This window comes from Marinobacter xestospongiae, from assembly GCF_023156385.1.
Classification (GTDB): domain Bacteria; phylum Pseudomonadota; class Gammaproteobacteria; order Pseudomonadales; family Oleiphilaceae; genus Marinobacter; species Marinobacter xestospongiae.
The window spans coordinates 26,301-45,951 of sequence record NZ_JAKZAK010000032.1 but is presented as its reverse complement, the minus strand read 5'-3'; the positions used below and the strand labels follow the sequence as shown (position 1 = coordinate 45,951).

Below are 19,651 nucleotides of genomic sequence, written 5' to 3'. Positions count from 1 at the left end.
CTTTCACAGCAGGAGCCTTAGGCCTTCGGCTCATCGTCCGGGTTGTCGCTTGGAGCGGGCAGCTTGTCGCCCTCCACCGCGACTTTCTTTTTCACCAGGCGATCGACTTCATCGGGTTCAAAGCCCGCGACGTCGCCACGGGTGTAGCGACTGAAGGGGCGCAGGAAGGTGACCACCTTGCGCTTGGCAGGCTGGCCTTTCTGGTTTTCCGGGTCTTGGTTATTGCGGGTAGCCATGATGCTCTCCTAAATTCAGTGCAACGTTTGAATGGCGCCGGCCCCGACAGGCCGTTGGCGCCAGCCTTTACCAGGTAACGCCGGTGCCCAGCACCAGGCCTTCCGGATGGCGGAAGCCGATGTCGTGTTCAGCCACCAGGCGGATCAGCGACTGATTGCGCGCGAACGCAGAGACCAGGTTGCCGCTGGCGTCCTTGTAGGTCGCCTCCCGGCTGAAATCGATGGACAGGTTGTCGCTTTCACCGATGACAACGTCGTTCCAGTCGGCGAAGTAGATTTCAGACTCGTTGGTGCCGGCACCCAGGTTGGTGGGCACCGTGGTGGTGTGGTAGATCGGGTAGCCCTTGAGCATGCTCTGGGCCATCTCCGGGTATACCTTGTTGCCATTGCCGTCACGCAGGCCGAACAGCGTCATGTAGCTACGCGGAGACATCGCCCAACCCGGGGTGATCAGCATGGAATCGGAGTCCATGAGCTTGAGCATCAGACTGTCGAGGTAGGCATCGATGGTGGCCAGATCCGCAGTGCCAGACCAGGCCACGGTGCGGCTTGCACTGGTAGCCGTTGGTTTGAAACCCATCGGGGTATTGCTGGTGCCATCGTCACGCAGGAAGGCTTTGTCTTCGCGTACCGCCTTGGCATTGAGCATGTCGTTCAACACGATCTGTTCCACGGCAAACCCGGCGCGGCCCACCAACTGGTTGGAGATCGGCACCATGGTGATCTGGGTTTTGGCGCTGAGTTGAACGTCGTCGAATTCTGACTCAGTCGCCAGCACGTCGGCCCCTTCCCCCACATAACCGGAAGTCGCGCCGCCGCTCATACGAGGCAGGGACATGTTGCCGTTGGGAAGCGGCATGACCTGGGCACCAAGGCGACGCACCACAGTGCGGGCCCGCAGAAGTTCGATGACCTCCTCGGCCATGTTGGTGGGAATCAGCGCACCGCCGCTGCCGGCGCTGGTTTCGATGGCCATGGCCACGTCGCCGTCGTTCAGTTCGTTTCTGGCGAAGTTGGAGGCCAGGCCCAGATCACCCTTGCCGGCGGCAATGGACATGACCATGCGTGCCGCTTTGGCGCCGGTGTACTGCCGAGCTTCAGGTTTGACGTGTACAGCCGGAGCGCCAGACTCCTGATTGCCCAGGGCCTTCACCGGCTCGGCAGACGCAGCGGCCATGCGCTCGGCATCTTCCAGGCGCTTGATCTGCTGGGTGAGTTGGTCGAACTCCTGAGTGAGTTCGCCGAAGGACTGCAACTGCTCTTCGCTGAGCTCGCCTTCGGTTGCTTCGATCTCGGCCAGGCCTTGTACCTGGGCATTGATCTCGGCCCGCTTGCGGCGGAGTTCTTCAATCAGCATGGTGGTTTCCTCTCTGCTTTCGGGCATAAAAAAAGCCACCGATTGGTGGCTTGTGGGGGTTCAACTCCGCCGCGAGGCTAGAGCTGACTTTGAATCTGAAGCGATTGGGCTTGGGCGGAGATCCGCCGCCCACCTCCCTGACGTGTGCTGGCAGCGTGCCGGAGCGCTATGGCATTCACCGCATCCTGGGCCGGCGCGATTTCATCGATCAGCTTGAGCTGCAACGCCTCCTCCGCTGAGAACAGACGGGCTTCGGTGGCCACTACCTGCGCCACATCGAGCCCACGATATTCGGCGACGGATTCCGTAAAGGTCTTGTAAGCCGAATCCAGCCGTTTCTCGATTTCAATAACCGCCTGGTCGGTGATCGGCTCATGGGGGGAGGCGTCGTTCTTGTGGCCACCGCGGAAGAAAGTATTGAAGGTGATGCCAGCCACCTCCTCCGCCTTGCTCATGTCGAAGGTCTCAATGATCACACCGATCGAACCGGTCATGGACGTTGGGCTGGCCACGATGCGCGAGCAGGCCGCGGCCAGGAAGTAACCGGCGGAACAGGCGGCGTAGTTGATCAGCGCAGTGACTGGCTTTTCCTGGGCAACCAGGCGAATGAAATCCGCCATCTCCTTGCAGCCCATCGCCGAGCCGCCGCCGGTGTGGAAATCCAGGACGATCTCTTCAACCAGTTCGTGGCGGCGGGCGGCATCCAACTGCGACCGCAGCTTCTCGTAAGAGACCAGTTCTTCGCAGGTATTGGTGATCACACCCCGCCGCGGTACCAGCACACCGTGAACAGGAATGACAGCCACCTTGCCCGAGACGGTGAGGCTCTTCGCCGCCCGCTCCTGATCATCAACCAGCTGCATGGGCTCCAGCTCTTCAGAGCGCGCACGCCCCAGCAGGTGTGGCTCCAGTACTGACTTCACCGCCGTCACCAGCGCTGGCGTCGCAAACAGCGGAACGCCAAACACCATCGATGCGACGTGCGGATAGTTGATCATGCGCGGCATAGGATTCCCTCGATTTCAGACATTTGCTGTGGCGTTGCATTCAACGCGTTCGCGGTATTGCCCTGGTCAACCATGTTCAGCGGCGACAGGTAGCGGTCACCGCCAGCAATCGGCGGCATGTTCTCCAGGCGCCGGACATCATTGGCCGACAGCCAGCCCCAGTTGCGGCCAATGGCGTAGGCCTCATACCGGGACTTCTGATCGCCACGCAACAACCCGCTGACATTGAACTCGATGTAGAGACCACCCCGCTCAGAGGGCAACAGCAGGTCGCGCATCATTGCGGCCTCATGCCGCTTGATCCACGGCAACAGCGTGTAGATCACGAACTGCAGCCCCATGTGCTCAATGTTGTTGAAGGTGGCCCGATCCATCATCTGGATCATGTGGGGCGGCACTTTGTAGAGCTGGCATACCGTCACGGAGGAATGCCGGCGGGATTCCAGCAGCTGCGCCTTCTCGTTATCCATTGCCAGCTGCTTGTAGGTCATGCCCTCCTGCAGCATGGCAACGCTGAACATCTTGCGGATGCCGGAGTGCCGCTCGGCGAACTTGTTCAATAGACGATCCAGCTTTGCCTGGTCCGTAATCGGCGCCGCTTCCCGCGGGCGCTCAATCACCCCTGACATCGTCGTCCCACGGGAGAAAACAGCCGAGGCGTGTTGCTCGGTGGCCATGGCCAGGCCAAGCGCGTCGGCGTTGGTCTCTATGGGCGACAGGCCCACAAAGCCATCCAAGGAGAAACCCTTGATGTGGTGCACCATTCGCGAAGGCAGCGTCTCGTTCTGCTCCGTCAGGTGGTAATACGGCATGCCGTCACTACCCTTCAGCACCTGGACTTTCTTCGGGTTCACCGGGATCAGCTCCCGGACATACCCCGCCCCGTCACGCTCAATCAGCGCAATGTGGTTGCCTTCCAGCCCCAGCAATCCCTGGGACTGCTCGTAGTACTCGAAGGCTGTGTCCTTGCGGTTGGGCTGGTTGTGGAGGACGTCATACAAAGGATGATCCGTCGCCCGCTCGCGGTTCCCACCCTCGGTCCGCCGGTACAGCTCGCAAGGCAGCTGCGCCACAGATTCAGCAAGCAACGTGACACAGCCCCGCAAGGCCGTGAGTGCCAGCGCCGTTTCGGTGTTCACGAGGGTACCCGCAGAAGACTGCTGCCCGCCCACACCACTCACCCAGCCAGTGAAGTCCGAGCTTGAAGATCGGGCCGATGGCGAGGCGCCCTGAAAGAAGCTGGAGAGGAACATCAGCCTTCACCTCGCTGTGCTCTGCGCGCCTCAAACCGCCTGGCCGCAATCGCTCGGGCACTCATGAACGACCACAGCAGACACAGAACACCGCCAACGATGTACCCCGCGGGCTCGAACACTAGCCAGGAGCCGAAGGCCACCAGCAGCGCACCGGCCAGACCAATCACAAAAGACAGAACCGATATCAGCATGTCACGTCCGAAGTGTCGTAAATGGACGGCTGCGCCTGATCACCCTCAGAGCGAATGGCGCGCCCCAGGGCCATGATCAGAGCCACAACCCCGTCGATCTTGTTTTCCGGGAATTCCTTGCGGGGGTAGATGTTGTCCTTGGCATCAAGGTGCGCCACCACGTTCGACATCATCCAGGTAAGCACTGGGTCACCGTTGTGGCGAATTCGCCCTTCCAGCGTGAGCGCCTCCAGCGTTTTCATCGGCTCACTCATGTTCTGTACGGTCTGCCGGTATTCGATCATCGGCAGACCTTCCTCCAGCATGCGCGTTGCCAGGTACGTGGCTTGCCAGGGGTCAAACCCTACGCTCTGGATATCGAGCAGGCTGGCCAGCTCTCGCAGATCTTCTTCAATGAATGCGAAGTCTGTTGTTGCGCCGGGCGTCAGCGTTACCAATCCCTGCCGTGCCCAGCCCGCATAGTGCTGGTTGCGGCCGTCCTCCGCCGCATCCTCAGGGATGTAGTACTTGCCAAAGGTTGTGAAACCACCGTCTTCGTCTTCCACCACAACCATCAGGGCGGCAATGTCGATCTTGCTGGCCAGGTCCAGGCCGATGAATGCCTTGCGGCCGACGCAGCCTTCCAGCGTCAGCGCCGAATCGCTGCAGCTCTCCCAGGCCTGCAGGTCCATCCAGGCCGTGTCCGCGTTCACCCATACATTCAGGTGCTTGGTCAGGAAGTTGTTGGTGGCCGCCGCCATGGTCATAGCCTTGCGGGCTTTGCGTTCGATGTCCTCCGGGTTAACCGATATACCCCAGTTCGGGTTGGCCTTCGCCCAGCTGGCCGGATCTGCCCACTCGTCGTCATCGTCAATCGTGTAGATGATCCCGAAATAGCTCTCATCCTGAACCACGCCTTCCAGGATCTTCGTCACATAGGCCCGCTGCTCGTAGCAGATACCCGCGCGGTTAAAGCCGGCTGTGGTAATCAACCAGAGCAAAGGCTGTTTACGGGCGCCGGTACCGGTCTCGATAACGTCGAAGATCTCCCGGGTTTTGTGTGCATGCAGCTCATCGATCAGTCCGCCGTGAACGTTCAGGCCATCATGGTTGCCGCCCTGGTCACGGCTCAACGATCTGAAAACGCTGTTCGTGTTTTCGACGTAGACAGTGTGTGAACTGGTCGCCACACCGAAACGGGCTTGCAGCCCCGGCGTGCGATCCACCATCTGCTTGGCGTCCTTCCAGGTGATCTGCGCCTGGTCACGAGTAGTGGCGGCGCTGTATACCTCAGCGCCTGGCTCACCGTCTGCCGTCAGCAGGTAGAGACCGACGCCGGAGGTTTCAGACGACTTGCCCTGTTTCCGGGGCATCTCGTTGTAGGCCGTTTTGAATCGGCGATAGCCTTCCTGATTGATCCAGCCGAACACCGTTGTCAGTCGGAAGATCTGCCAGGGTGACAGCTCCAGGCGCTTGCGCTCCCGCGCCCACTCACCTTTAACGTGAGGCAGCAGTTCAATGAACTGGCAGACCCGGTTCGCCAGCACCGGCTCATACCAGTACGGAAACTCATCGGTGCCCTCTCGCTCCAGGTCGTTGAGCTGGCGCCGGCAGGCGAGACGCACCCACTTGCAGGCCGGGATCTCGCCCTCAATCACCTGGCGGATGTACTCGTTAGCAATGGCAACGTAGTCCCGGGCCATAGTCAGATGTCCTCGAACCCGCCGAAATCAAGCTGACCCTGATTGGGCGCCTTCAAACTGGAACGACTGGCCGGGGTATGGCCAAACTCCCTGCCCGCATCCATCACTTCTTTCCAAAGCTTGTTGCGAATGTGGAAGGCCTGGCTCATCTGCCGGTAACCATTCGGCGTGGCCTCGACCATATCCTCCAGCGTTTCGATCGCCTTGGTCACCATCTTGAACTTGGTGTAGCTGTCCAGGTACGCAAACAGCGGGATCTGGTCGCAGCTGGAGAGCAGGCCCTGATTCGCCAGAATCGGGCCGATCTTCTTCCAGGCAATGCGCACCGCATCGGGTGCATCCTTCGGGCACTCCGGTACCGAGATTTCAACCTCCGGGCCGTGAGAATCACGGTCCTTACGGAAGTTGCCCTGCAGCACTTTCATCTGCCCTGCAATTGCTGGTCTGCCTCGTTTAGCCATAACACCAGGGAAGCCCTTTGACTCCCCCCCTCCTGAATTTTGCCATCAGAAAAAATCACGGATAGGCAGCGGTCGAGCCCGCCCCACCTCAGAACTTTTGACCCCGCCCCCCGGCCCGCAGGTTCGTGCGTGCGCGCCTGGATTCGTTTTCGGTCTTCCGCTTGTGGCAGGCCTTACAAATGGCCTGCAGGTTCTCATCCGCATCGGTACCGCCTTCCGCCTTGGGAACAATGTGGTCGACGGCGACTGCCGGCATGACACGACCGACTGCCAGGCATGGCTGGCACAAGCCTTTATCCCGGCGCATGATGCGGTCACGCAGCTTGCGCCACCTGCCGCCATAGCCACGCTCGGTACTGGAGCCGCGACCCTCTGCGTTCCAGCCGGTGGCCATTGCCTGATGCGCCTCGCAGTAGCCATTGCGGGCTGTCGTGCTAGCCGCACAGGTATGGCAGCGGCATTGCCTCGGGATTGCTACCGGCATCAGCGCTGCAACCCCAACGCGTCCACCAGACCGTTGTGCCTGGTGGCACAGTCCTGATACACCGCTGCCACTTCCTTGATCACCAGCACCATCTCACCGCCCTTCCCGTTCCGAAGCTGCGCCGGCACCTTCGGACACTTCACCAGCAGGTTCTGCTGATCCGGCGACAGGTTCGCCCCGGAGGGCTGCGTTGAGCATGCGCACAACATCAGGCTCAGCACACACACGCTGATAGATTGGCTTGTGGATCTCACGAACGATTCCCCGATCAATGACACGCTCATTGGCTCGCAGCTCACCCAGCCGGGTCTCGACAGACTGGGCAATGCCTGAAACATCACCCCGGATGAGCTGCGCCAGCGCCTGCCGGTCCTCAACAATTGCCAGCCGCCTGGCATCCTCAAACCAACCCCGGGACACCCAGCCCGCCAAGGCGGTACCGCCCAGCACAACGACCATGGCCAGCAGCTTCAGCTTTAACGTCATGCCTTGGCCTTCAGGTATTCCACAGCGTTGCCGCCGTAGTAGTACAGAAGATTGGCGCTGAACACCCAGCTCAGGGTCTGGGCCAGCGGCACCAGCTCCGGCGTGATGGTGCCCAACAGAATCTGGGCCAGGATGGCGTACAGGCCCAGCAGGCTGGCATACGCCATCAGGCGGCGGTGAAACCACCACTGCCCAGGGTTCGGGTGATCCGCCACGGCTACCGCTCCAGAATCAGCCGGTCGAGCTTGCCATCAATCACCCGCAGGCCCGCCTTCACCTCATCGAACTGTTTGGTGTTGCGCTCCCGCTCGTCGATCATGCCCTGCTGGATGTGCTTGATCTCCAGCTCCGCATTGCTCAGGCGCGTGTCCTGATTGCTGAAGAACCACATGGCCGAAAGAATCATGCCCAGCGTGGTCAGGATGTGCCCGTATGAAATCTGTTTGGAGATATGCAGGCCCCGGCGATCGCTCATACTCTCACCCATTACCGGGCTTCGCCCCGGCGCATCAGGTCCGCGAGTTCGTCCGCCCGGTCGCCGACCTGGCGGGCCCACTTGCTGTCGAGCATTTCGTCCGCCGCGCGATCCCAGTCCCGGTCAGCGAGTGCTGCCAGCATCCGGCGGAACTCAAGGAACCGGGTCAGCCCCAGGTTGAAGCACATGTTGGCCAGCACCACCTGCCGGGTGTCGTCCAGGCTCAGGTACAGGGGCATGCGCTCCAGATCCGCGATCACCTCATCGATGTCGTTATCCAGCATGAACCCAGCCTCTTCCTCCGTGATGCCACGGTCATCCAGGTTGCGGCCATACCCAATGGTCTGGCGCGGCGGCTCGGCGGTATCCAGGTAGGGCTTCAGGCGCAGGCCTTCATGACGCTGCAGTTGTTCCAGGAGAAGTGGTCGGTTCATGGTTCCAGCCATAAAAAAACCCGGCTCAGAGGCCGGGTTAAAGGAGTTTGGTTGTCTTGCGATCGACTATTCCCAGATGCACTTCCTGCACCTTACGCGACAGAGGTTAGTTATCTGCATGCAGCATGTCAACATAACTACCCGCCAATTAGGTCATGACTATCCAGGCGAGCATCAACCCATGCCTCGCCGGCACCCAGCAAGTACCGAGCCTTTTCTCTGCTCCCAATCCCTGCATCCCGGGCAATACGGGTCAGGCTGAAGCCGTACTGATACGCCATCACCAGCACCTCACCCATTACCGGATCACGCTGCAGCAACCGCGCTACCGCACGATCCACCGCCAGGGCTTCCTCGTCTGAACACTCCGGCATGGCCACGGAGCCCGCAGCCACCAGACCCACCTTGCTGAACCCCAGCCGCAGGCCACTGTCGCTGGAGCGGACCCAGTGGGCCCAGGCGGTCAGCCGCTGTTGCGTGTCACCCAGCATGGCCACCTCCCATGAGCTGCCTGATCTGCGCCATGCCCTGCCGCCCGGCCTCCAGTCTGGCCCGCTTCACGCCCTCGCCTTCCGGCAACGCCCGCTGGAACACCCGATGGGCCGCCCGCGTTCGGGCTCTGGCAACCCCAAGGATGCGGCCGATATCCGGCCAGTAGAAATCCGGATCGCCATCAACCAGCGCCTGCTTGGTGATCTCCAGGGCCCGCTCCAGCTCTGCCCAGGAATACCGGCTCACCTGGCCGGCCCACTCCCTCCGGGCCTTCCGCAGCGTCTCCGCGTCTGGCCACTGCATCAGGAACCGCTTGCCATAGATCAGCTTCAACCGGGTGAAAAACAGGATGGTTCTCTGCTTCTGCTCCTCGCTGACGTCGTCACCAGTTTTGGATGGCGTACTCCGGGTCGGTAAGCTGCCGACAGATCTCATCCTGCTCTGCACGTCGTGAACGATACCGCTGACCCGATGCACCTGTCCCATGAACACCTCGCTGTTGTTGGCTCTGGATTTCCTGGTTCATTCGATCACGCTCCCGCACGTAGCTCTCCGCGAAGGACACGTAATACTCCGGGCCATCTGGTACCCGGCCAAGGTTGGCTTCTGCACTGGTGATGATGTGGCGCATGTCACCGATGGTGAGCTGCTGCTGAATCCAGCGCTGGTAAGAAATGATCAGTTTGGGCCGGGCGATCCGGTGGTAGGCCCATCCCCGCTCACGGCCCAGGAAGGTGCCCCAGTCCTGCGGGCTCTGGGGCTGAAGGGTGTCGGGCCACGCATCATTATCGCGCGCGCCCGCGTCAGTAGAGTTAAGTAAAGTAGAGTTATACAGATGTGTGTTGTTCCCAGTGCCGTTCCCTGTGTTGCTCCCTGCGTGGTTCCCGCCCTGCTCAGGCTCACAAAATTCCTGCAATTTCTGGAGGTTAACCACGTTTCCGCTGTGTTGCTCGCGGTGTTGTTCCTTGTGCGGTTCCCTGTGTTGTTCCTTTTCCGGGCGGACTAATCCCCGGTCGGCCAGCGGCAGTTTAAAAACAAGGCCCCGGCTGCGGCTGGAGTCATGGTTCACCACCAGCCCGGCCCGCTCCAGCTCTGCCACCCGGGCACGCACACGGCCCAGCGTGGGTGCATCCTCCCGCTTGCGCTGGCTGCCCCAATCCGGGTCTACATGGATCAACTCCGCCAGGGCCCGGTAGGACAGCTTGCGAGCAGGCCCGCCGGCCACACCGGTGCGGTAATCCATATACCGCCGGAAGCCCCGCAGGTAAATCACCTGGGCTTCCGGCGTCAGCCCCTGTAGGGCCTCGTCCTCAGCATCATTCCATTGCGATCGCATGACCGCCTCCTATTCACCTGGCCAGTTATGCGACGGACCTGCCCCCAGTAGACTGCGGACGCTGGCCATAGATATCTGGGCGCAGGGAGTAACGATCAATATCGCCCCCCTTCGCTTTAACAGCCGCCTCCAACGCCAGCACATGATGAGCAGGAATTCTCGTCCAGTTGTGGAGCGTTGGAGGTTTAACACCACAAACGCGAGCCACTTCAACTTTGCTGCCGAGGCAAGCCGCTAGTTTTCCAAGCTGATCGTCAATCATTCATCACCTATTAGACTGTTAGCCAAAAACAAATTATCCAACACCTAACGTATTGTCAACTTAAGATACTTACCAATGAATTAGAGAACGGCTAACATGCAGGCCATGACAGAAGAACACTCGAACGCCAGAGCAGTGCGAGTCAGGGAAGCTATTGAGAGCGGCCCGCTTGCCATGAGCGAGATCGCTGACACGCTGGGGATAGCACGTACGTCGGTGCTCAACTGGAAGCGCAAAGGCTCGATCAACCTTGACAATCTGAAAGGTCTAGCTGAGTTGACTGGCTATCGGTTTTGGTGGCTCGCGTTCGGCGAGGGCCCCAAAACCTATGCCGATGCGGAAGAAGCTCCCCAACACTCACAACTCACGGACGTTGCGAAAGTCTCGCCAGAACACGCCAGGCTAATTGAATGTATTTCACACCTAACATCAGCTAGGGTGCTAACCCCTTCAATTGCAGAAGCCATGACCCACCTGCTCAACGCAGTGGCAGATTCCAAGAAGCAATAATCTTCAAAGCTCCACCCAAAAGCCCCGCAGGCCTCGCCTCCGGGGCTTTTTTGTTTTCTCAGCGATCCCGTCCCCCGCGGAAATGCGCCTGAATAGTAAAAATACAGTTAGCCTTGTTGACACACCGATTCGTCATTAGCTAATCTCGGTTACACGTAACCTAACAACCTAGATGGCTATGACTAATTCAAGCGGCACAGAATTCGAAATCCACGACCCAGACAACACCCTGACCCCGCGTCAGCGTGAGGTCCTGGCCTGGGTAGTCGAAGGCAAGGAGAACGAGGCCATCAGCCTGCTGCTGGGCATCACGCTCGGTACGGTGAAGTTCCACATGGTGCGCCTGCTGCGCCGGTTCGACGCGCCGAATCGTCAGTTGCTGATCAGCCGCGCCTTCAAGCAGGGGCTGGTTCGCGCCCGGCACCTGGCCGTTTGCCTGCTGATCGCCGGCAGTGCCCTGCCCGGCACCGGTGACCAGCCAGCCACCGTCCGCACGCCCCGGGTCGCCCGGGTGCGGACCGCTAACCGTCGGGATGCCGACCACCACCCCATCATCCAGCTCAACAACCTTGCAGATCTCCACCACGGAGACAGGGAGGCAGCATGATCGCTGAAAACATCGCGCTTTCAGACGCCGCCAAGCTCCTGAACCTTGGCCCCCGCAAGATGATTCAGGCCCTCAAGGCCCGAAAGATTCTGGACCGCAACCGCCTGCCCAACTGGCGCTATACCCAGCGCGGCTACTTCCGGGTGAGCACCAAGTCATTCAACCACCCCACGCGGGGCCTGCAGCACAGTGCCAAGACGCTGGTGACGCCAGCCGGCCTGGAGTTCCTGCGCCGGGAGTTCGCTGAACAGATCGAGATGGAGAAGGCCTCGTGAAACAGGTTTCGACGTTTTTTTCACTGATGGCCGAGTTCGGCTCCGCCGAGATTCCGCTGGAGGCCATGTGCGAGAAGTTTTTCGGGCTCAAGCCCGACATGGCCAAGAAACGCGCGGCATCCCAGCGCCTGCCGATTCCGGCCTACCGCGGCGGCACCCAGAAGAGTGGCTGGCTGATCAGTGCCCAGGATCTGGCCGACTACATCGACAAGCAGCGGGAGAAAGCCCGCAAGGAATGGGACCAGGTCAACGTGGCCTGAGCCAAGGAGACACCGCCATGAACGTGAACCTTCCAGAGAACACCCGCGTTATCGACCTGATCCGCTTCGCGCAGGCCCAGGGCAAGCGCCTGGTCTGGCGCCGGGACGGCCTGCGGTACCGGCCACACATGGAGGATGCCAGCCGTGTTCCGCACCGCCCTGTTACTCGCCTCCGCCCTCGCCTGCGTGTGGTGGATTGCAAAAAACTGTGAGGACAACCCGATGATTACGATCAACGCCAGCGCCAACGACATTGAACGTGCCCTCGCCGAGCTGTACCGGCTTGCGACCACGGGCACCGACAGCAACGCCCGCCACGCCGGCAGCTTTCTGCTGGCGCTCTGGAACGGCGACCAGCACCCGCTGAACGTCACCGAGTTCAAGTACCTGGAGCCCAAGCCCATGCGCCAGGCGGTGCAGCTGTTCGCCTTCCTGATGACCACCGGCACCAGCCTGCACAACTTCATGAGCGAGGAAGCAATCGCCCAGGTGGCTGAGAACGTCAGCGCGGCCACCGGTGAGACCTTCAACAACACCCTGAAGCGCCACCCCAACGGCGCTCACCACGCCCGCCCCGCAGCAACCCCGGCTCCGGAGTGCCGGACGCTGCCTTAACCCGACCTGCGATCGACAGGAGTCACATTCCCATGAGTACACCTGCACCCCAACAACGAGACACCGACGTTAACCAGTTCTTTGAAGACCTGGACGGCGGCGTGTTCATCCAGAAGCTCGCCCGGGCCATCAGCGAAGTGGCCGGCGGTGTTGTCGACCACAACGCCAAGGGCCAGATCGATATCCGGCTGACCCTGGAGCGAATCGGCCAGAGCTACCAGGTGAACATCGGCCACACCCTGAAGTTCACCGTGCCCACGCTGCGCGGAAAGCTCTCCGAAGAAGACAGCACCCAGACGCCCATGCACGTCAACACCGGCGGCAGGGTCAGCATCTTCCCGGAGAACCAGCACCAGATGTTCACCCGCTCTGGCGAACCGGAAACCAACCCCAGCAACAACGAACAGGAGTAATACCCGATGGAAAAGCAAGCCCTTGAATACCTCGCCGGCACCATTGGCGCCAGCCTCGCAACGCCGCACATTCTGAGCACGTCGCAGCAAACGGCAATCCCGCTGCCAGACAACGTCAGCATCACCGACCTGGAACGGTTCATGCCCAACCGCCGCCGGTACCAGGGCACCCTGCACACCACGCTGATTGATCAGTTTGCCGAGTACGCCAACCAGATGGCGGGCAAGCACGACGAAGTGGAAGCGACCACTGCCCACTGCTTTGTCGACCCGGACTCGATGACCGCCCAGGTGTTCTTTGATCTCGGCTCCATCGACCAGCCGGGTCACGCCGACCATTCCGCCAGGCTGGACCTGCCGCGCACGCCAGACCTCAACGAGCTGTACCGTCTGAACGGTGAGCCCAAGGACCAGAAGGCCATGGCCGAGTGGCTGGAAGACTGGGGCCCGCAGCTGCAGGTGATCGGCGAGAACGGCGAAGCGCTCAATCTCTCCAGCGCCGTTGCTGCGGTACGCCGGATCACGGTTGCCGCCCACACCGAAGCCACCAATGAAGAAAGCACCTTCGGCAGCCGCCGCGGCGCCATGAGTGAAGTGGAAGCCAAGAACAAGGACACCCTGCCCGCGTTCATCGACTTCACCTGTATCCCCTACCACGGCCTGGAGTCCCGCACCTTCCGCCTGCGGGTCAGCCTGCTCACCGGTGAAAAGCCTCGTCTGTCGCTGCGCATCATCCGACTGGAGCAGCACCAGGAAGAGATGGCCGAAGAGTTCCACGAACGCCTGGAGAACGAGCTGGACGGCCAACTCATCGACACTTTCGTGGGCCGCTTCAAGCCCTTCAAGCAATAACTGATCGCCCCTGCGGGGGCGCATCCGCGAGGGTTTTCATGTTGAGAGCCCTGGCGAATGCTAAGGAGGAAGGGACTTATGACCCAGCAACAACTGACGATCGAAGAAATGACCGAGCGACTGCATGAACGGGCGGAGGAAGCGTTCATTCTGAGCAGCATTATCACTCGCAGGAATCTGGCCCACGCGTTTTTCTCTCTCACGGCTCACACGCAAAGCACGGCGGCAGAGATTCTACCCGTCGATAGCACCTATGGCGGGCCAGACAACACAACCCCTGCGATCGCAACCCTCGATGTAAAAATGGATTTCTGCGACTGGATGAGCCTGGAAACCGCCGATAGGGAATTCAGGGAACGGATGAGCCAGTTCGACGGTTACGTCCAGACGCTGGACCGGATCATTGATGCCGGTAAGCCCATTGTTGTCAGCGATAAGGATAGCGCAGCATGATCACCGCCAAACTGAATCGACTGGTAGCGGCCTACCGCCAGGCCCGACGCATGGTCAGCGAAGCCAACCAGGGCAAAGCCATTCTGGGTGCGGCTTTTCGGTTCTGCCGGCGTTTGAGGGAGGCTGTCTGGGAGGAGATTGAGCGCATCAATGCGCTTTTGGGGCGCAAGAACCAACCCTCATCAAACCCGACTAATCCAGCAAGGAGCTAGTACCATGTCGAATACCACTCACCAGGCTGACAAACTGAGATCTGCTCTCTCCGCTTCACTGTTCGTTGCCGCCTACGGCGGCGCGCAAAACGTAGGCAAACGAACCCAGCAGAAAGTGCTCGACCCCTATGAGGATTTCCGGGAGATCGACGCCACCAAAGAAGCCGCAGAGCTAATCATAAGTGTCCATACTGCCTTGCTAAAAGCTCTGCCTCCTCAGGAGATTGAGCAGATTTTGAAAGATCGAGACGCACGCCTGTCTTCTGTTCTGTCACCTTAACAATGCAGTAGTAGAAACCATCACCTGGTTCAATAACGCTCCCAATTCGAATAGGGTCAGGGGTTTCATAGGTCTTTGGACAGGCATCATCACAGTCAGCCAGATAGTGAAGCCGATATTTCATCACTCCGCAGCTCCTTTGCAGGTAAGAAAAGGTATGCGGTCAGATTAACACATGGAGTGGAACATGCCCTTGAATGCCGGGGAACAAGCACCCAAAGGAGGTGTTATTGCGCGAAATGCAGCCATGCTCTGCCAAGACGCCCAGTTCCGACTGTATCTGGACAGGCGCCGAGCGGCGAAGTTTGGCCTGGACACACCGGACGGCACCCACACGATGGATGACGCCCGGGATTTCATACTGGCGGCTTGTGGTATCCGCTCACGCGCAGAGCTGGATCACAACCACCAGGCAGCCGAGGTTTATCGGCAGATCAAGCATCATTACTCGCGTTGGCTCGATCGGCAGCGCCGGCGAGATCAGCAATCTCGCTGAACAACTCCTCGCAGGCCTCTGCGATCCGTCCGGAAACAACGCCGGAGGCCAAGACTTTCTGTAGAAGACTACCGCTCGTTGCAATGTCACCAATGGCCACCAGGGCATCTTCGCAGGAAACCTGTTTACTCAACTTCTCATCCATTTGCATCTCTATACTCCGTTGAGAATCAAGAAAAAGTGTGGCCACGCTTTCGACGCTATAACGAGTCGTCAAAGATGCAAGAGCAAAAACAGGCTTAATTTACAATTTGTTACAGTTTAAAAACGCGTTCAAGCAACCTAGAATTCAGGCCAAGTTGAACTTTGAACAGTCTGATACCAAAATTACTGTATATCCATACAGGAAGGACATCACCCATGGCGACACAAACTGGAATCGAATGGACCGAGCAGACCTGGAATCCCATTACCGGCTGCACCAAGGTGTCTCCAGGCTGCAAGCACTGCTATGCCGAAACCATGGCCAAAAGACTACAAGCCATGGGCGCCAACGGATATGAGAACGGATTCGCAGTGTCCCTTCACCCTGAGCGACTGGGCCAGCCTCTGCAACGGAGCAAACCAACAACGTACTTCGTCAACTCGATGAGTGACCTGTTCCATGAGGAGGTTCCGTTTTCATTCATCGATTCGGTAATGTCAGTGATAGAGCGCTGCCCTCAGCATATTTTCCAGATCCTGACGAAAAGAGCGGAGCGGATGGCGGAGTACGGAGCCACGCGGGACATCCCCAAGAATGCCTGGATGGGCGTTTCCGTAGAGGATAAGAAGTATGGTCTTCCCCGCATCGACGTTCTGCGCACTGTGCCAGCAGCGACAAGGTTTCTATCAGTCGAGCCTCTCCTGGAAGATCTGGGTACGTTCGACCTGGACGGCATTCATTGGGTCATTGTCGGCGGTGAATCAGGTGCCAAAGCCCGACCCATGAAAGCAGAATGGGCGCTCAACGTTAAAGACCAGTGCCTTGCAGCGGGAGTACCGTTCTTCTTCAAACAATGGGGCAACTGGGGAGCAGATGGCGTTCGCCGGTCGAAAAAGAAAAATGGCCGGGAGTTGTCCGGCCGTAACTGGGATATGATTCCTACCGTTCAACTACGGTGAATCTACGCGGCTCTTCGCAGCATTTATCGCCCAAACGGAGCCGCCCCCCATCAACTTGAAGCACGCCATCTTTACGGAGCTGATCGACAACCGGCTTGGCATGCTTCACGGGCAAGAAGCCGCTATAGATCGAAAACTCGTGCACGGCCTGGTCACTCGCCAATTTCCCTGAGAGGATTGCCTGCCTGACCTCATCTTCGAATAGCTCTACTTTCTTAGGCGCCCGATCATCACCCAGCATATCCATCTGAACCTCATCATCGATCAACCGATCTTCATCTATGTCGAAGTCCGCCTCTCCGCGATCAACATCTATCTTCCAAGCGACATTCAGAAACTTCCTCATTCCGGCAATATGGCTGGTCCCAAAAATAATCCCATGCACGTTCCCGCCTTTCTTCATCGAGAAAGGCGCTAAGTGATAATTTCGCCCTTTTGGGACCAGCGACTGGTAGTAGTCCTTTACCTTTCTATGAATGTGCCCCGGCTTAGCGTCCTTCAGGTACTCACCGATCCCTTGGTGGTATTTCTTTATGTTGTCGTGGTCAGAGAAACGATTTAGTGTCCAAGAGCTAATAAAAAATATTAAATCTGTAGCCTTCAAGGAGGCCAGTTTCGCGAAGATCTCCGGAGTGATGTACTTCACCCCAAACTGATCGGCAAAAATTAACGCCGGGATCTTGCCAAGCCGCCCCCGGTTTGCATTGAGAGCGTCGACGAACTCCATCTGGTGGATCTCAATAGACGTATTTCTTGGCCACTCCGCCCTATTGGCAAACAGCGACTTCAGAGAAGACACCCGCTCCTCGCTGATATCACTGAGCCATAAGCGAATTCTCTGACCAAACTCTGCAAGCCGATCAGCGTATTTCGAAATGACTTCAAATGCGACCATCGGGCTACCAGGCACCCCTGCACCATCCACTCCAGGACCAGCAAAGAAGTCATAAATGTCTATCTCTTTTGGGAGCCTTTCGCCAAATGAAGATGCAACCCATACGCCCAAGTATTCGGTAAGGTAGCTCTCGTAAAGGCCGAGTTTAATGCTTGTTTTATCGTCAAATCCACGGTCGAAAAAGTTATTGTTAGACACAGATTACCTTCCCTGATGAATGTCCTGCTTTATCTATAGCATACTAATATTGCTTCAACGAGGGCGCCAAGACCAATCGGAATACTTGTCATGGTGCTCACGCTGACTCAGGTGGGTATACCGCTGCAGCGTTGACCAGGTTGTATGCCCACTTACTGACGCCACCCGGGGAATATCCCACCCCTGCTCAAACAGCCAGCTGATGCACTCGTGCCGCAAGTCGTGGAAGCGCAGGTCTTCGATGCCGAGGAACTTGCACCACTCCCGGAAGCGGGTACCGATGCTTTTGCTGTTGTCCGGGAAGATGCGATCGTCCCGCCGGGGCTGGCGCTGGATGATCGCCCAGGCCTCGTCCGTCAGGTAGACCCGCTTGTGGTTGCCGCGTTTGGCGGTGGGGTGCTTCATGTCTGAGACGAGCACGGTGCGGTTGCGCTCGTCCAGGCCGTCCCAGCGGATACGGGTGATCTCCTCCTGGCGGCGGCCGGAGAACAGCGCAAACAGGATGATGTCGTCCATGGGGATGGAGCGCTTGCCGCTCGGGCGGCTGGCGTACTCCATGAGGGTGTTCAGTTCCTCGAGGGTCGGGCGCCGGTCCCGGGAGTCTGGCTTGCCGATCAGCCTCTCCCGCCTGCAGGTCTCCGCGGCATCGTTGATGACGTTCAGGTCCACCGGCACGCCCCAGGCCGTTCTGGCCACCTTGAACACGGACCGCAGCCAGATGATGTCGTTGTTCGCGGTTTGGGGCTTCACCGTTTTCAGGCGGCCCATGATGTGGCTGACGATTTCGCTGGGCTGCAGCTCCAGGGCATCCAGCTCGGCCAGGTCGAAGGTTCGCATATATTCCAGGTGAGCCTGCTTGCTGCGACCGAAGTTGTCGCCAAACTCCTTCTGGTACCGCTCGATCAGGCTGCCGACCGTCACACCCCGGTGGCGCACCTTGTCGATTACGCCGGGCTCCTGCAGTTCCAGCTCCCTTCGTGCCGCCCAATCTTTCGCCAATGCCTTACGGTCGAAGGTGCGGCTTTCCTGATAAACTACTATCCCTTTTCGCCTGAGCTTGATCTCAGCGCGATAGGATTTGGTACCGTTCTTCCTGGTTCTACTGGTGATGGTTGCCACAGTCCTCCCCGACCTCCTTTGGAGGATTTCTGGAGGACTAATGTTATAAAAACGGGCAAAAATGGGCAATAAATGATCGAAAATCAGCCTCAGAAAACAGCAGCAAATTCAGCCACAAGCCGCGCCACAGCAGGCGCCGAGCCCTCTCGGCGGTTTTGCGTCGCTCCAATGATGGACTGGACGACCTCGCACTATCGGTACCTGGCGCGGATGCTCAGTCGGCATACGCTGCTTTACACTGAGATGGTGACCACCGGGGCGTTGATTCATGGCGACACTGAACGCTTTCTGAGGCACAACGAAGCGGAATACCCTCTGGCCCTGCAGCTCGGTGGCAGCGATGCCCGGGAGCTGGCCCACTGCGCGGCGCTGGCGGAGCGGTTCGGGTTTGATGAAGTGAACCTGAACGTTGGCTGCCCCAGTGACCGGGTGCAGAACAACATGATCGGCGCCTGTTTGATGGGGCATCCCGACAAGGTTGCAGACGGCGTGCGAGCGATGATTGAAGCCACGGACCTGCCGGTGACCGTCAAGCACCGGATCGGTATAGATGGCCGTGAGTCCTGGGAGGAGCTGTGTGAATTTGTTGAGAAGGTCGCGGATGCCGGCTGCCGTACCTTTATTGCCCACGCCCGCATCGCCATCCTCGATGGCCTGAGCCCCAAGGAAAATCGGGAAGTCCCACCGCTGAAATACGACTGGGTGTATGGTCTCAAGGAGAAGTACCCGGATCTGGAAATCATCATCAACGGCGGCATCAAGACCTTTGACGAATGCCACCAGCACCTCGCTCACACGGATGGCGTGATGCTGGGGCGCGAGGCCTACCACAACCCTTGGCTGCTGGCGGGTGTCGATCAGGCTTTCTTTGGTGACACACCGGCGGTCACCTCACGTCATGACGCCCTGCGGGCAATGTTTCCGTTCATCGAATCGGAGCTGGCCCGCGGGGTCTATCTGGGCCACATGACCCGTCACCTGCTTGGGCTATTCCACGGCCAACCCGGCGGTCGACGCTTCCGTCGCCACATCAGTGAGAATGCCCATCGCCCCGGAGCCGGTCTTGAAGTGGTCGAACAGGCCCTGGCGATGGTACCGGAACAGGTGACCGAGGAAGCGGCCCCAGCCTAGTGTCCCGTCCGGTCGCGCCATGGCATAGTTCTTGTTCCTGTCAAACTGCCCGGTTATTGTAAGGCTCAGGCG

Annotated in this window: 32 protein-coding genes; 13 read left to right on the top strand and 19 right to left on the bottom strand. The window is 59.1% G+C overall.

What is annotated here, in order from left to right; all coding sequences use genetic code 11:
* Window positions 1–17: 17 nt before the first annotated feature.
* From MLD24_RS19410 to MLD24_RS21765, 16 genes are all read right to left on the bottom strand, one after another.
* Entirely contained in the window at window positions 18–236 is a 219-nt protein-coding gene (locus tag MLD24_RS19410) for a hypothetical protein (protein WP_248168716.1), read from the bottom strand.
* A gap of 67 nt (window positions 237–303) precedes the next feature.
* Window positions 304–1,620, bottom strand: coding sequence for a phage major capsid protein (locus MLD24_RS19405; protein ID WP_248168715.1), 1,317 nt, complete (start codon window positions 1,618–1,620; stop codon window positions 304–306).
* Between the two features lie 50 nt (window positions 1,621–1,670).
* Window positions 1,671–2,591 carry a S49 family peptidase gene (locus MLD24_RS19400; RefSeq protein ID WP_248168714.1) on the bottom strand — a complete coding sequence of 307 codons (921 nt, stop codon included), beginning with the start codon at window positions 2,589–2,591 and terminating at the stop codon, window positions 1,671–1,673.
* A complete protein-coding gene (locus tag MLD24_RS19395) occupies window positions 2,588–3,853 on the bottom strand; it encodes a phage portal protein (protein WP_248168713.1) in 1,266 nt (421 codons plus the stop codon). The genes MLD24_RS19400 and MLD24_RS19395 overlap by 4 nt, the downstream gene beginning before the upstream one ends.
* On the bottom strand, window positions 3,853–4,047 hold the full coding sequence (locus MLD24_RS19390) for a hypothetical protein (protein WP_248168712.1): 195 nt from the start codon (window positions 4,045–4,047) through the stop codon (window positions 3,853–3,855). The genes MLD24_RS19395 and MLD24_RS19390 overlap by 1 nt, the downstream gene beginning before the upstream one ends.
* Window positions 4,041–5,729: a terminase large subunit gene (locus tag MLD24_RS19385; protein WP_248168711.1), complete on the bottom strand. Its 1,689-nt coding sequence runs from the start codon at window positions 5,727–5,729 to the stop codon at window positions 4,041–4,043. The genes MLD24_RS19390 and MLD24_RS19385 overlap by 7 nt, the downstream gene beginning before the upstream one ends.
* Window positions 5,730–5,731: 2 nt before the next feature.
* Complete coding sequence (locus MLD24_RS19380; RefSeq protein WP_248168710.1) at window positions 5,732–6,154, bottom strand: P27 family phage terminase small subunit; 423 nt, start codon at window positions 6,152–6,154, stop codon at window positions 5,732–5,734.
* Between the two features lie 124 nt (window positions 6,155–6,278).
* Window positions 6,279–6,674, bottom strand: a complete 396-nt coding sequence (locus tag MLD24_RS19375) for an HNH endonuclease (RefSeq protein ID WP_248168709.1) — start codon at window positions 6,672–6,674, stop codon at window positions 6,279–6,281.
* Between the two features lie 93 nt (window positions 6,675–6,767).
* Entirely contained in the window at window positions 6,768–7,160 is a 393-nt protein-coding gene (locus MLD24_RS19370) for a hypothetical protein (protein ID WP_248168708.1), read from the bottom strand.
* Window positions 7,157–7,375, bottom strand: coding sequence for a hypothetical protein (locus tag MLD24_RS19365; RefSeq protein WP_248168707.1), 219 nt, complete (start codon window positions 7,373–7,375; stop codon window positions 7,157–7,159). Before MLD24_RS19365 ends, MLD24_RS19370 begins: the two co-directional genes overlap by 4 nt.
* 2 nt (window positions 7,376–7,377) lie before the next feature.
* Window positions 7,378–7,635, bottom strand: coding sequence for a hypothetical protein (locus MLD24_RS19360; RefSeq protein ID WP_248168706.1), 258 nt, complete (start codon window positions 7,633–7,635; stop codon window positions 7,378–7,380).
* A gap of 11 nt (window positions 7,636–7,646) precedes the next feature.
* Window positions 7,647–8,069 carry a glycoside hydrolase family protein gene (locus tag MLD24_RS19355; RefSeq protein ID WP_248168705.1) on the bottom strand — a complete coding sequence of 141 codons (423 nt, stop codon included), beginning with the start codon at window positions 8,067–8,069 and terminating at the stop codon, window positions 7,647–7,649.
* Window positions 8,070–8,206: 137 nt separating this feature from the next.
* A complete protein-coding gene (locus MLD24_RS19350; RefSeq protein WP_248168704.1) occupies window positions 8,207–8,560 on the bottom strand; it encodes an antiterminator Q family protein in 354 nt (117 codons plus the stop codon).
* A complete protein-coding gene (locus MLD24_RS19345; protein WP_248168703.1) occupies window positions 8,550–8,996 on the bottom strand; it encodes a hypothetical protein in 447 nt (148 codons plus the stop codon). Before MLD24_RS19345 ends, MLD24_RS19350 begins: the two co-directional genes overlap by 11 nt.
* Window positions 8,944–9,897 (bottom strand): hypothetical protein, encoded by a 954-nt coding sequence (locus tag MLD24_RS19340; protein WP_248168702.1) that lies wholly within the window; start codon window positions 9,895–9,897, stop codon window positions 8,944–8,946. Before MLD24_RS19340 ends, MLD24_RS19345 begins: the two co-directional genes overlap by 53 nt.
* Window positions 9,898–9,922: 25 nt before the next feature.
* Entirely contained in the window at window positions 9,923–10,159 is a 237-nt protein-coding gene (locus tag MLD24_RS21765) for a transcriptional regulator (RefSeq protein WP_425562292.1), read from the bottom strand.
* Between the two features lie 96 nt (window positions 10,160–10,255).
* Between MLD24_RS21765 and MLD24_RS19335 the strand changes: the two genes are divergently transcribed.
* The 11 genes from MLD24_RS19335 (at window position 10,256) to MLD24_RS19285 (ending at window position 14,636) form a co-directional block, all read left to right on the top strand.
* Window positions 10,256–10,669 carry a helix-turn-helix domain-containing protein gene (locus MLD24_RS19335; RefSeq protein WP_248168701.1) on the top strand — a complete coding sequence of 138 codons (414 nt, stop codon included), beginning with the start codon at window positions 10,256–10,258 and terminating at the stop codon, window positions 10,667–10,669.
* Between the two features lie 178 nt (window positions 10,670–10,847).
* Window positions 10,848–11,276, top strand: a complete 429-nt coding sequence (locus MLD24_RS19330; protein WP_248168700.1) for a helix-turn-helix domain-containing protein — start codon at window positions 10,848–10,850, stop codon at window positions 11,274–11,276.
* Entirely contained in the window at window positions 11,273–11,551 is a 279-nt protein-coding gene (locus MLD24_RS19325; RefSeq protein ID WP_248168699.1) for a phage antirepressor KilAC domain-containing protein, read from the top strand. The genes MLD24_RS19330 and MLD24_RS19325 overlap by 4 nt, the downstream gene beginning before the upstream one ends.
* Window positions 11,548–11,811, top strand: coding sequence for a pyocin activator PrtN family protein (locus tag MLD24_RS19320; protein ID WP_248168698.1), 264 nt, complete (start codon window positions 11,548–11,550; stop codon window positions 11,809–11,811). The genes MLD24_RS19325 and MLD24_RS19320 overlap by 4 nt, the downstream gene beginning before the upstream one ends.
* A gap of 17 nt (window positions 11,812–11,828) precedes the next feature.
* The gene (locus tag MLD24_RS19315; protein ID WP_248168697.1) at window positions 11,829–12,023 is read left to right on the top strand and encodes a hypothetical protein; all 195 of its coding nucleotides are present in this window, start codon (window positions 11,829–11,831) and stop codon (window positions 12,021–12,023) included.
* A 10-nt stretch (window positions 12,024–12,033) separates the two neighbouring features.
* Window positions 12,034–12,426 carry a DUF7673 family protein gene (locus MLD24_RS19310; RefSeq protein WP_248168696.1) on the top strand — a complete coding sequence of 131 codons (393 nt, stop codon included), beginning with the start codon at window positions 12,034–12,036 and terminating at the stop codon, window positions 12,424–12,426.
* A 32-nt stretch (window positions 12,427–12,458) separates the two neighbouring features.
* Window positions 12,459–12,839, top strand: coding sequence for a hypothetical protein (locus MLD24_RS19305; RefSeq protein WP_248168695.1), 381 nt, complete (start codon window positions 12,459–12,461; stop codon window positions 12,837–12,839).
* 6 nt (window positions 12,840–12,845) lie between these two features.
* Complete coding sequence (locus MLD24_RS19300; protein ID WP_248168694.1) at window positions 12,846–13,691, top strand: DUF2303 family protein; 846 nt, start codon at window positions 12,846–12,848, stop codon at window positions 13,689–13,691.
* 78 nt (window positions 13,692–13,769) lie between these two features.
* A complete protein-coding gene (locus MLD24_RS19295; protein ID WP_248168693.1) occupies window positions 13,770–14,144 on the top strand; it encodes a hypothetical protein in 375 nt (124 codons plus the stop codon).
* Window positions 14,141–14,356, top strand: a complete 216-nt coding sequence (locus MLD24_RS19290) for a hypothetical protein (protein WP_248168692.1) — start codon at window positions 14,141–14,143, stop codon at window positions 14,354–14,356. The genes MLD24_RS19295 and MLD24_RS19290 overlap by 4 nt, the downstream gene beginning before the upstream one ends.
* 4 nt (window positions 14,357–14,360) lie before the next feature.
* Window positions 14,361–14,636: a hypothetical protein gene (locus tag MLD24_RS19285; protein ID WP_248168691.1), complete on the top strand. Its 276-nt coding sequence runs from the start codon at window positions 14,361–14,363 to the stop codon at window positions 14,634–14,636.
* 434 nt (window positions 14,637–15,070) lie between these two features.
* Here the strand turns inward: MLD24_RS19285 and MLD24_RS19280 are convergent, their stop codons facing one another.
* Window positions 15,071–15,277, bottom strand: coding sequence for a hypothetical protein (locus MLD24_RS19280; protein WP_248168690.1), 207 nt, complete (start codon window positions 15,275–15,277; stop codon window positions 15,071–15,073).
* 215 nt (window positions 15,278–15,492) lie between these two features.
* On the opposite strand from MLD24_RS19280, the gene MLD24_RS19275 reads away from it, so the two are divergent.
* Window positions 15,493–16,236, top strand: a complete 744-nt coding sequence (locus MLD24_RS19275; RefSeq protein WP_248168689.1) for a DUF5131 family protein — start codon at window positions 15,493–15,495, stop codon at window positions 16,234–16,236.
* Here the strand turns inward: MLD24_RS19275 and tcmP are convergent.
* Together tcmP and MLD24_RS19265 are read right to left on the bottom strand one after the other, a co-directional pair.
* On the bottom strand, window positions 16,217–17,329 hold the full coding sequence (tcmP, locus tag MLD24_RS19270) for a three-Cys-motif partner protein TcmP (protein ID WP_248168688.1): 1,113 nt from the start codon (window positions 17,327–17,329) through the stop codon (window positions 16,217–16,219). The genes MLD24_RS19275 and tcmP overlap by 20 nt on opposite strands.
* A 54-nt stretch (window positions 17,330–17,383) precedes the next feature.
* Window positions 17,384–18,328 (bottom strand): site-specific integrase, encoded by a 945-nt coding sequence (locus MLD24_RS19265; RefSeq protein WP_248168687.1) that lies wholly within the window; start codon window positions 18,326–18,328, stop codon window positions 17,384–17,386.
* A 288-nt stretch (window positions 18,329–18,616) separates the two neighbouring features.
* Here MLD24_RS19265 and dusA point away from each other — a divergent pair, with 288 nt between their 5' ends.
* Window positions 18,617–19,579 (top strand): tRNA dihydrouridine(20/20a) synthase DusA, encoded by a 963-nt coding sequence (gene dusA / locus MLD24_RS19260; protein ID WP_248168686.1) that lies wholly within the window; start codon window positions 18,617–18,619, stop codon window positions 19,577–19,579.
* Window positions 19,580–19,651 lie beyond the last annotated feature (72 nt).

Coding starts and splice junctions, on each gene's coding strand:
- MLD24_RS19410 (WP_248168716.1), bottom strand. CDS start 236: ATGGCTACCCGCAATAACCAAGACCCGGAAAACCAGAAAGGCCAGCCT.
- MLD24_RS19405 (WP_248168715.1), bottom strand. CDS start 1,620: ATGCCCGAAAGCAGAGAGGAAACCACCATGCTGATTGAAGAACTCCGC.
- MLD24_RS19400 (WP_248168714.1), bottom strand. CDS start 2,591: ATGATCAACTATCCGCACGTCGCATCGATGGTGTTTGGCGTTCCGCTG.
- MLD24_RS19395 (WP_248168713.1), bottom strand. CDS start 3,853: ATGTTCCTCTCCAGCTTCTTTCAGGGCGCCTCGCCATCGGCCCGATCT.
- MLD24_RS19390 (WP_248168712.1), bottom strand. CDS start 4,047: ATGCTGATATCGGTTCTGTCTTTTGTGATTGGTCTGGCCGGTGCGCTG.
- MLD24_RS19385 (WP_248168711.1), bottom strand. CDS start 5,729: ATGGCCCGGGACTACGTTGCCATTGCTAACGAGTACATCCGCCAGGTG.
- MLD24_RS19380 (WP_248168710.1), bottom strand. CDS start 6,154: ATGAAAGTGCTGCAGGGCAACTTCCGTAAGGACCGTGATTCTCACGGC.
- MLD24_RS19375 (WP_248168709.1), bottom strand. CDS start 6,674: ATGCCGGTAGCAATCCCGAGGCAATGCCGCTGCCATACCTGTGCGGCT.
- MLD24_RS19370 (WP_248168708.1), bottom strand. CDS start 7,160: ATGACGTTAAAGCTGAAGCTGCTGGCCATGGTCGTTGTGCTGGGCGGT.
- MLD24_RS19360 (WP_248168706.1), bottom strand. CDS start 7,635: ATGAGCGATCGCCGGGGCCTGCATATCTCCAAACAGATTTCATACGGG.
- MLD24_RS19355 (WP_248168705.1), bottom strand. CDS start 8,069: ATGAACCGACCACTTCTCCTGGAACAACTGCAGCGTCATGAAGGCCTG.
- MLD24_RS19350 (WP_248168704.1), bottom strand. CDS start 8,560: ATGCTGGGTGACACGCAACAGCGGCTGACCGCCTGGGCCCACTGGGTC.
- MLD24_RS19345 (WP_248168703.1), bottom strand. CDS start 8,996: ATGAGATCTGTCGGCAGCTTACCGACCCGGAGTACGCCATCCAAAACT.
- MLD24_RS19340 (WP_248168702.1), bottom strand. CDS start 9,897: ATGCGATCGCAATGGAATGATGCTGAGGACGAGGCCCTACAGGGGCTG.
- MLD24_RS21765 (WP_425562292.1), bottom strand. CDS start 10,159: ATGATTGACGATCAGCTTGGAAAACTAGCGGCTTGCCTCGGCAGCAAA.
- MLD24_RS19335 (WP_248168701.1), top strand. CDS start 10,256: ATGCAGGCCATGACAGAAGAACACTCGAACGCCAGAGCAGTGCGAGTC.
- MLD24_RS19330 (WP_248168700.1), top strand. CDS start 10,848: ATGACTAATTCAAGCGGCACAGAATTCGAAATCCACGACCCAGACAAC.
- MLD24_RS19325 (WP_248168699.1), top strand. CDS start 11,273: ATGATCGCTGAAAACATCGCGCTTTCAGACGCCGCCAAGCTCCTGAAC.
- MLD24_RS19315 (WP_248168697.1), top strand. CDS start 11,829: ATGAACGTGAACCTTCCAGAGAACACCCGCGTTATCGACCTGATCCGC.
- MLD24_RS19310 (WP_248168696.1), top strand. CDS start 12,034: ATGATTACGATCAACGCCAGCGCCAACGACATTGAACGTGCCCTCGCC.
- MLD24_RS19305 (WP_248168695.1), top strand. CDS start 12,459: ATGAGTACACCTGCACCCCAACAACGAGACACCGACGTTAACCAGTTC.
- MLD24_RS19300 (WP_248168694.1), top strand. CDS start 12,846: ATGGAAAAGCAAGCCCTTGAATACCTCGCCGGCACCATTGGCGCCAGC.
- MLD24_RS19295 (WP_248168693.1), top strand. CDS start 13,770: ATGACCCAGCAACAACTGACGATCGAAGAAATGACCGAGCGACTGCAT.
- MLD24_RS19290 (WP_248168692.1), top strand. CDS start 14,141: ATGATCACCGCCAAACTGAATCGACTGGTAGCGGCCTACCGCCAGGCC.
- MLD24_RS19285 (WP_248168691.1), top strand. CDS start 14,361: ATGTCGAATACCACTCACCAGGCTGACAAACTGAGATCTGCTCTCTCC.
- MLD24_RS19280 (WP_248168690.1), bottom strand. CDS start 15,277: ATGGATGAGAAGTTGAGTAAACAGGTTTCCTGCGAAGATGCCCTGGTG.
- MLD24_RS19275 (WP_248168689.1), top strand. CDS start 15,493: ATGGCGACACAAACTGGAATCGAATGGACCGAGCAGACCTGGAATCCC.
- dusA (WP_248168686.1), top strand. CDS start 18,617: ATGATGGACTGGACGACCTCGCACTATCGGTACCTGGCGCGGATGCTC.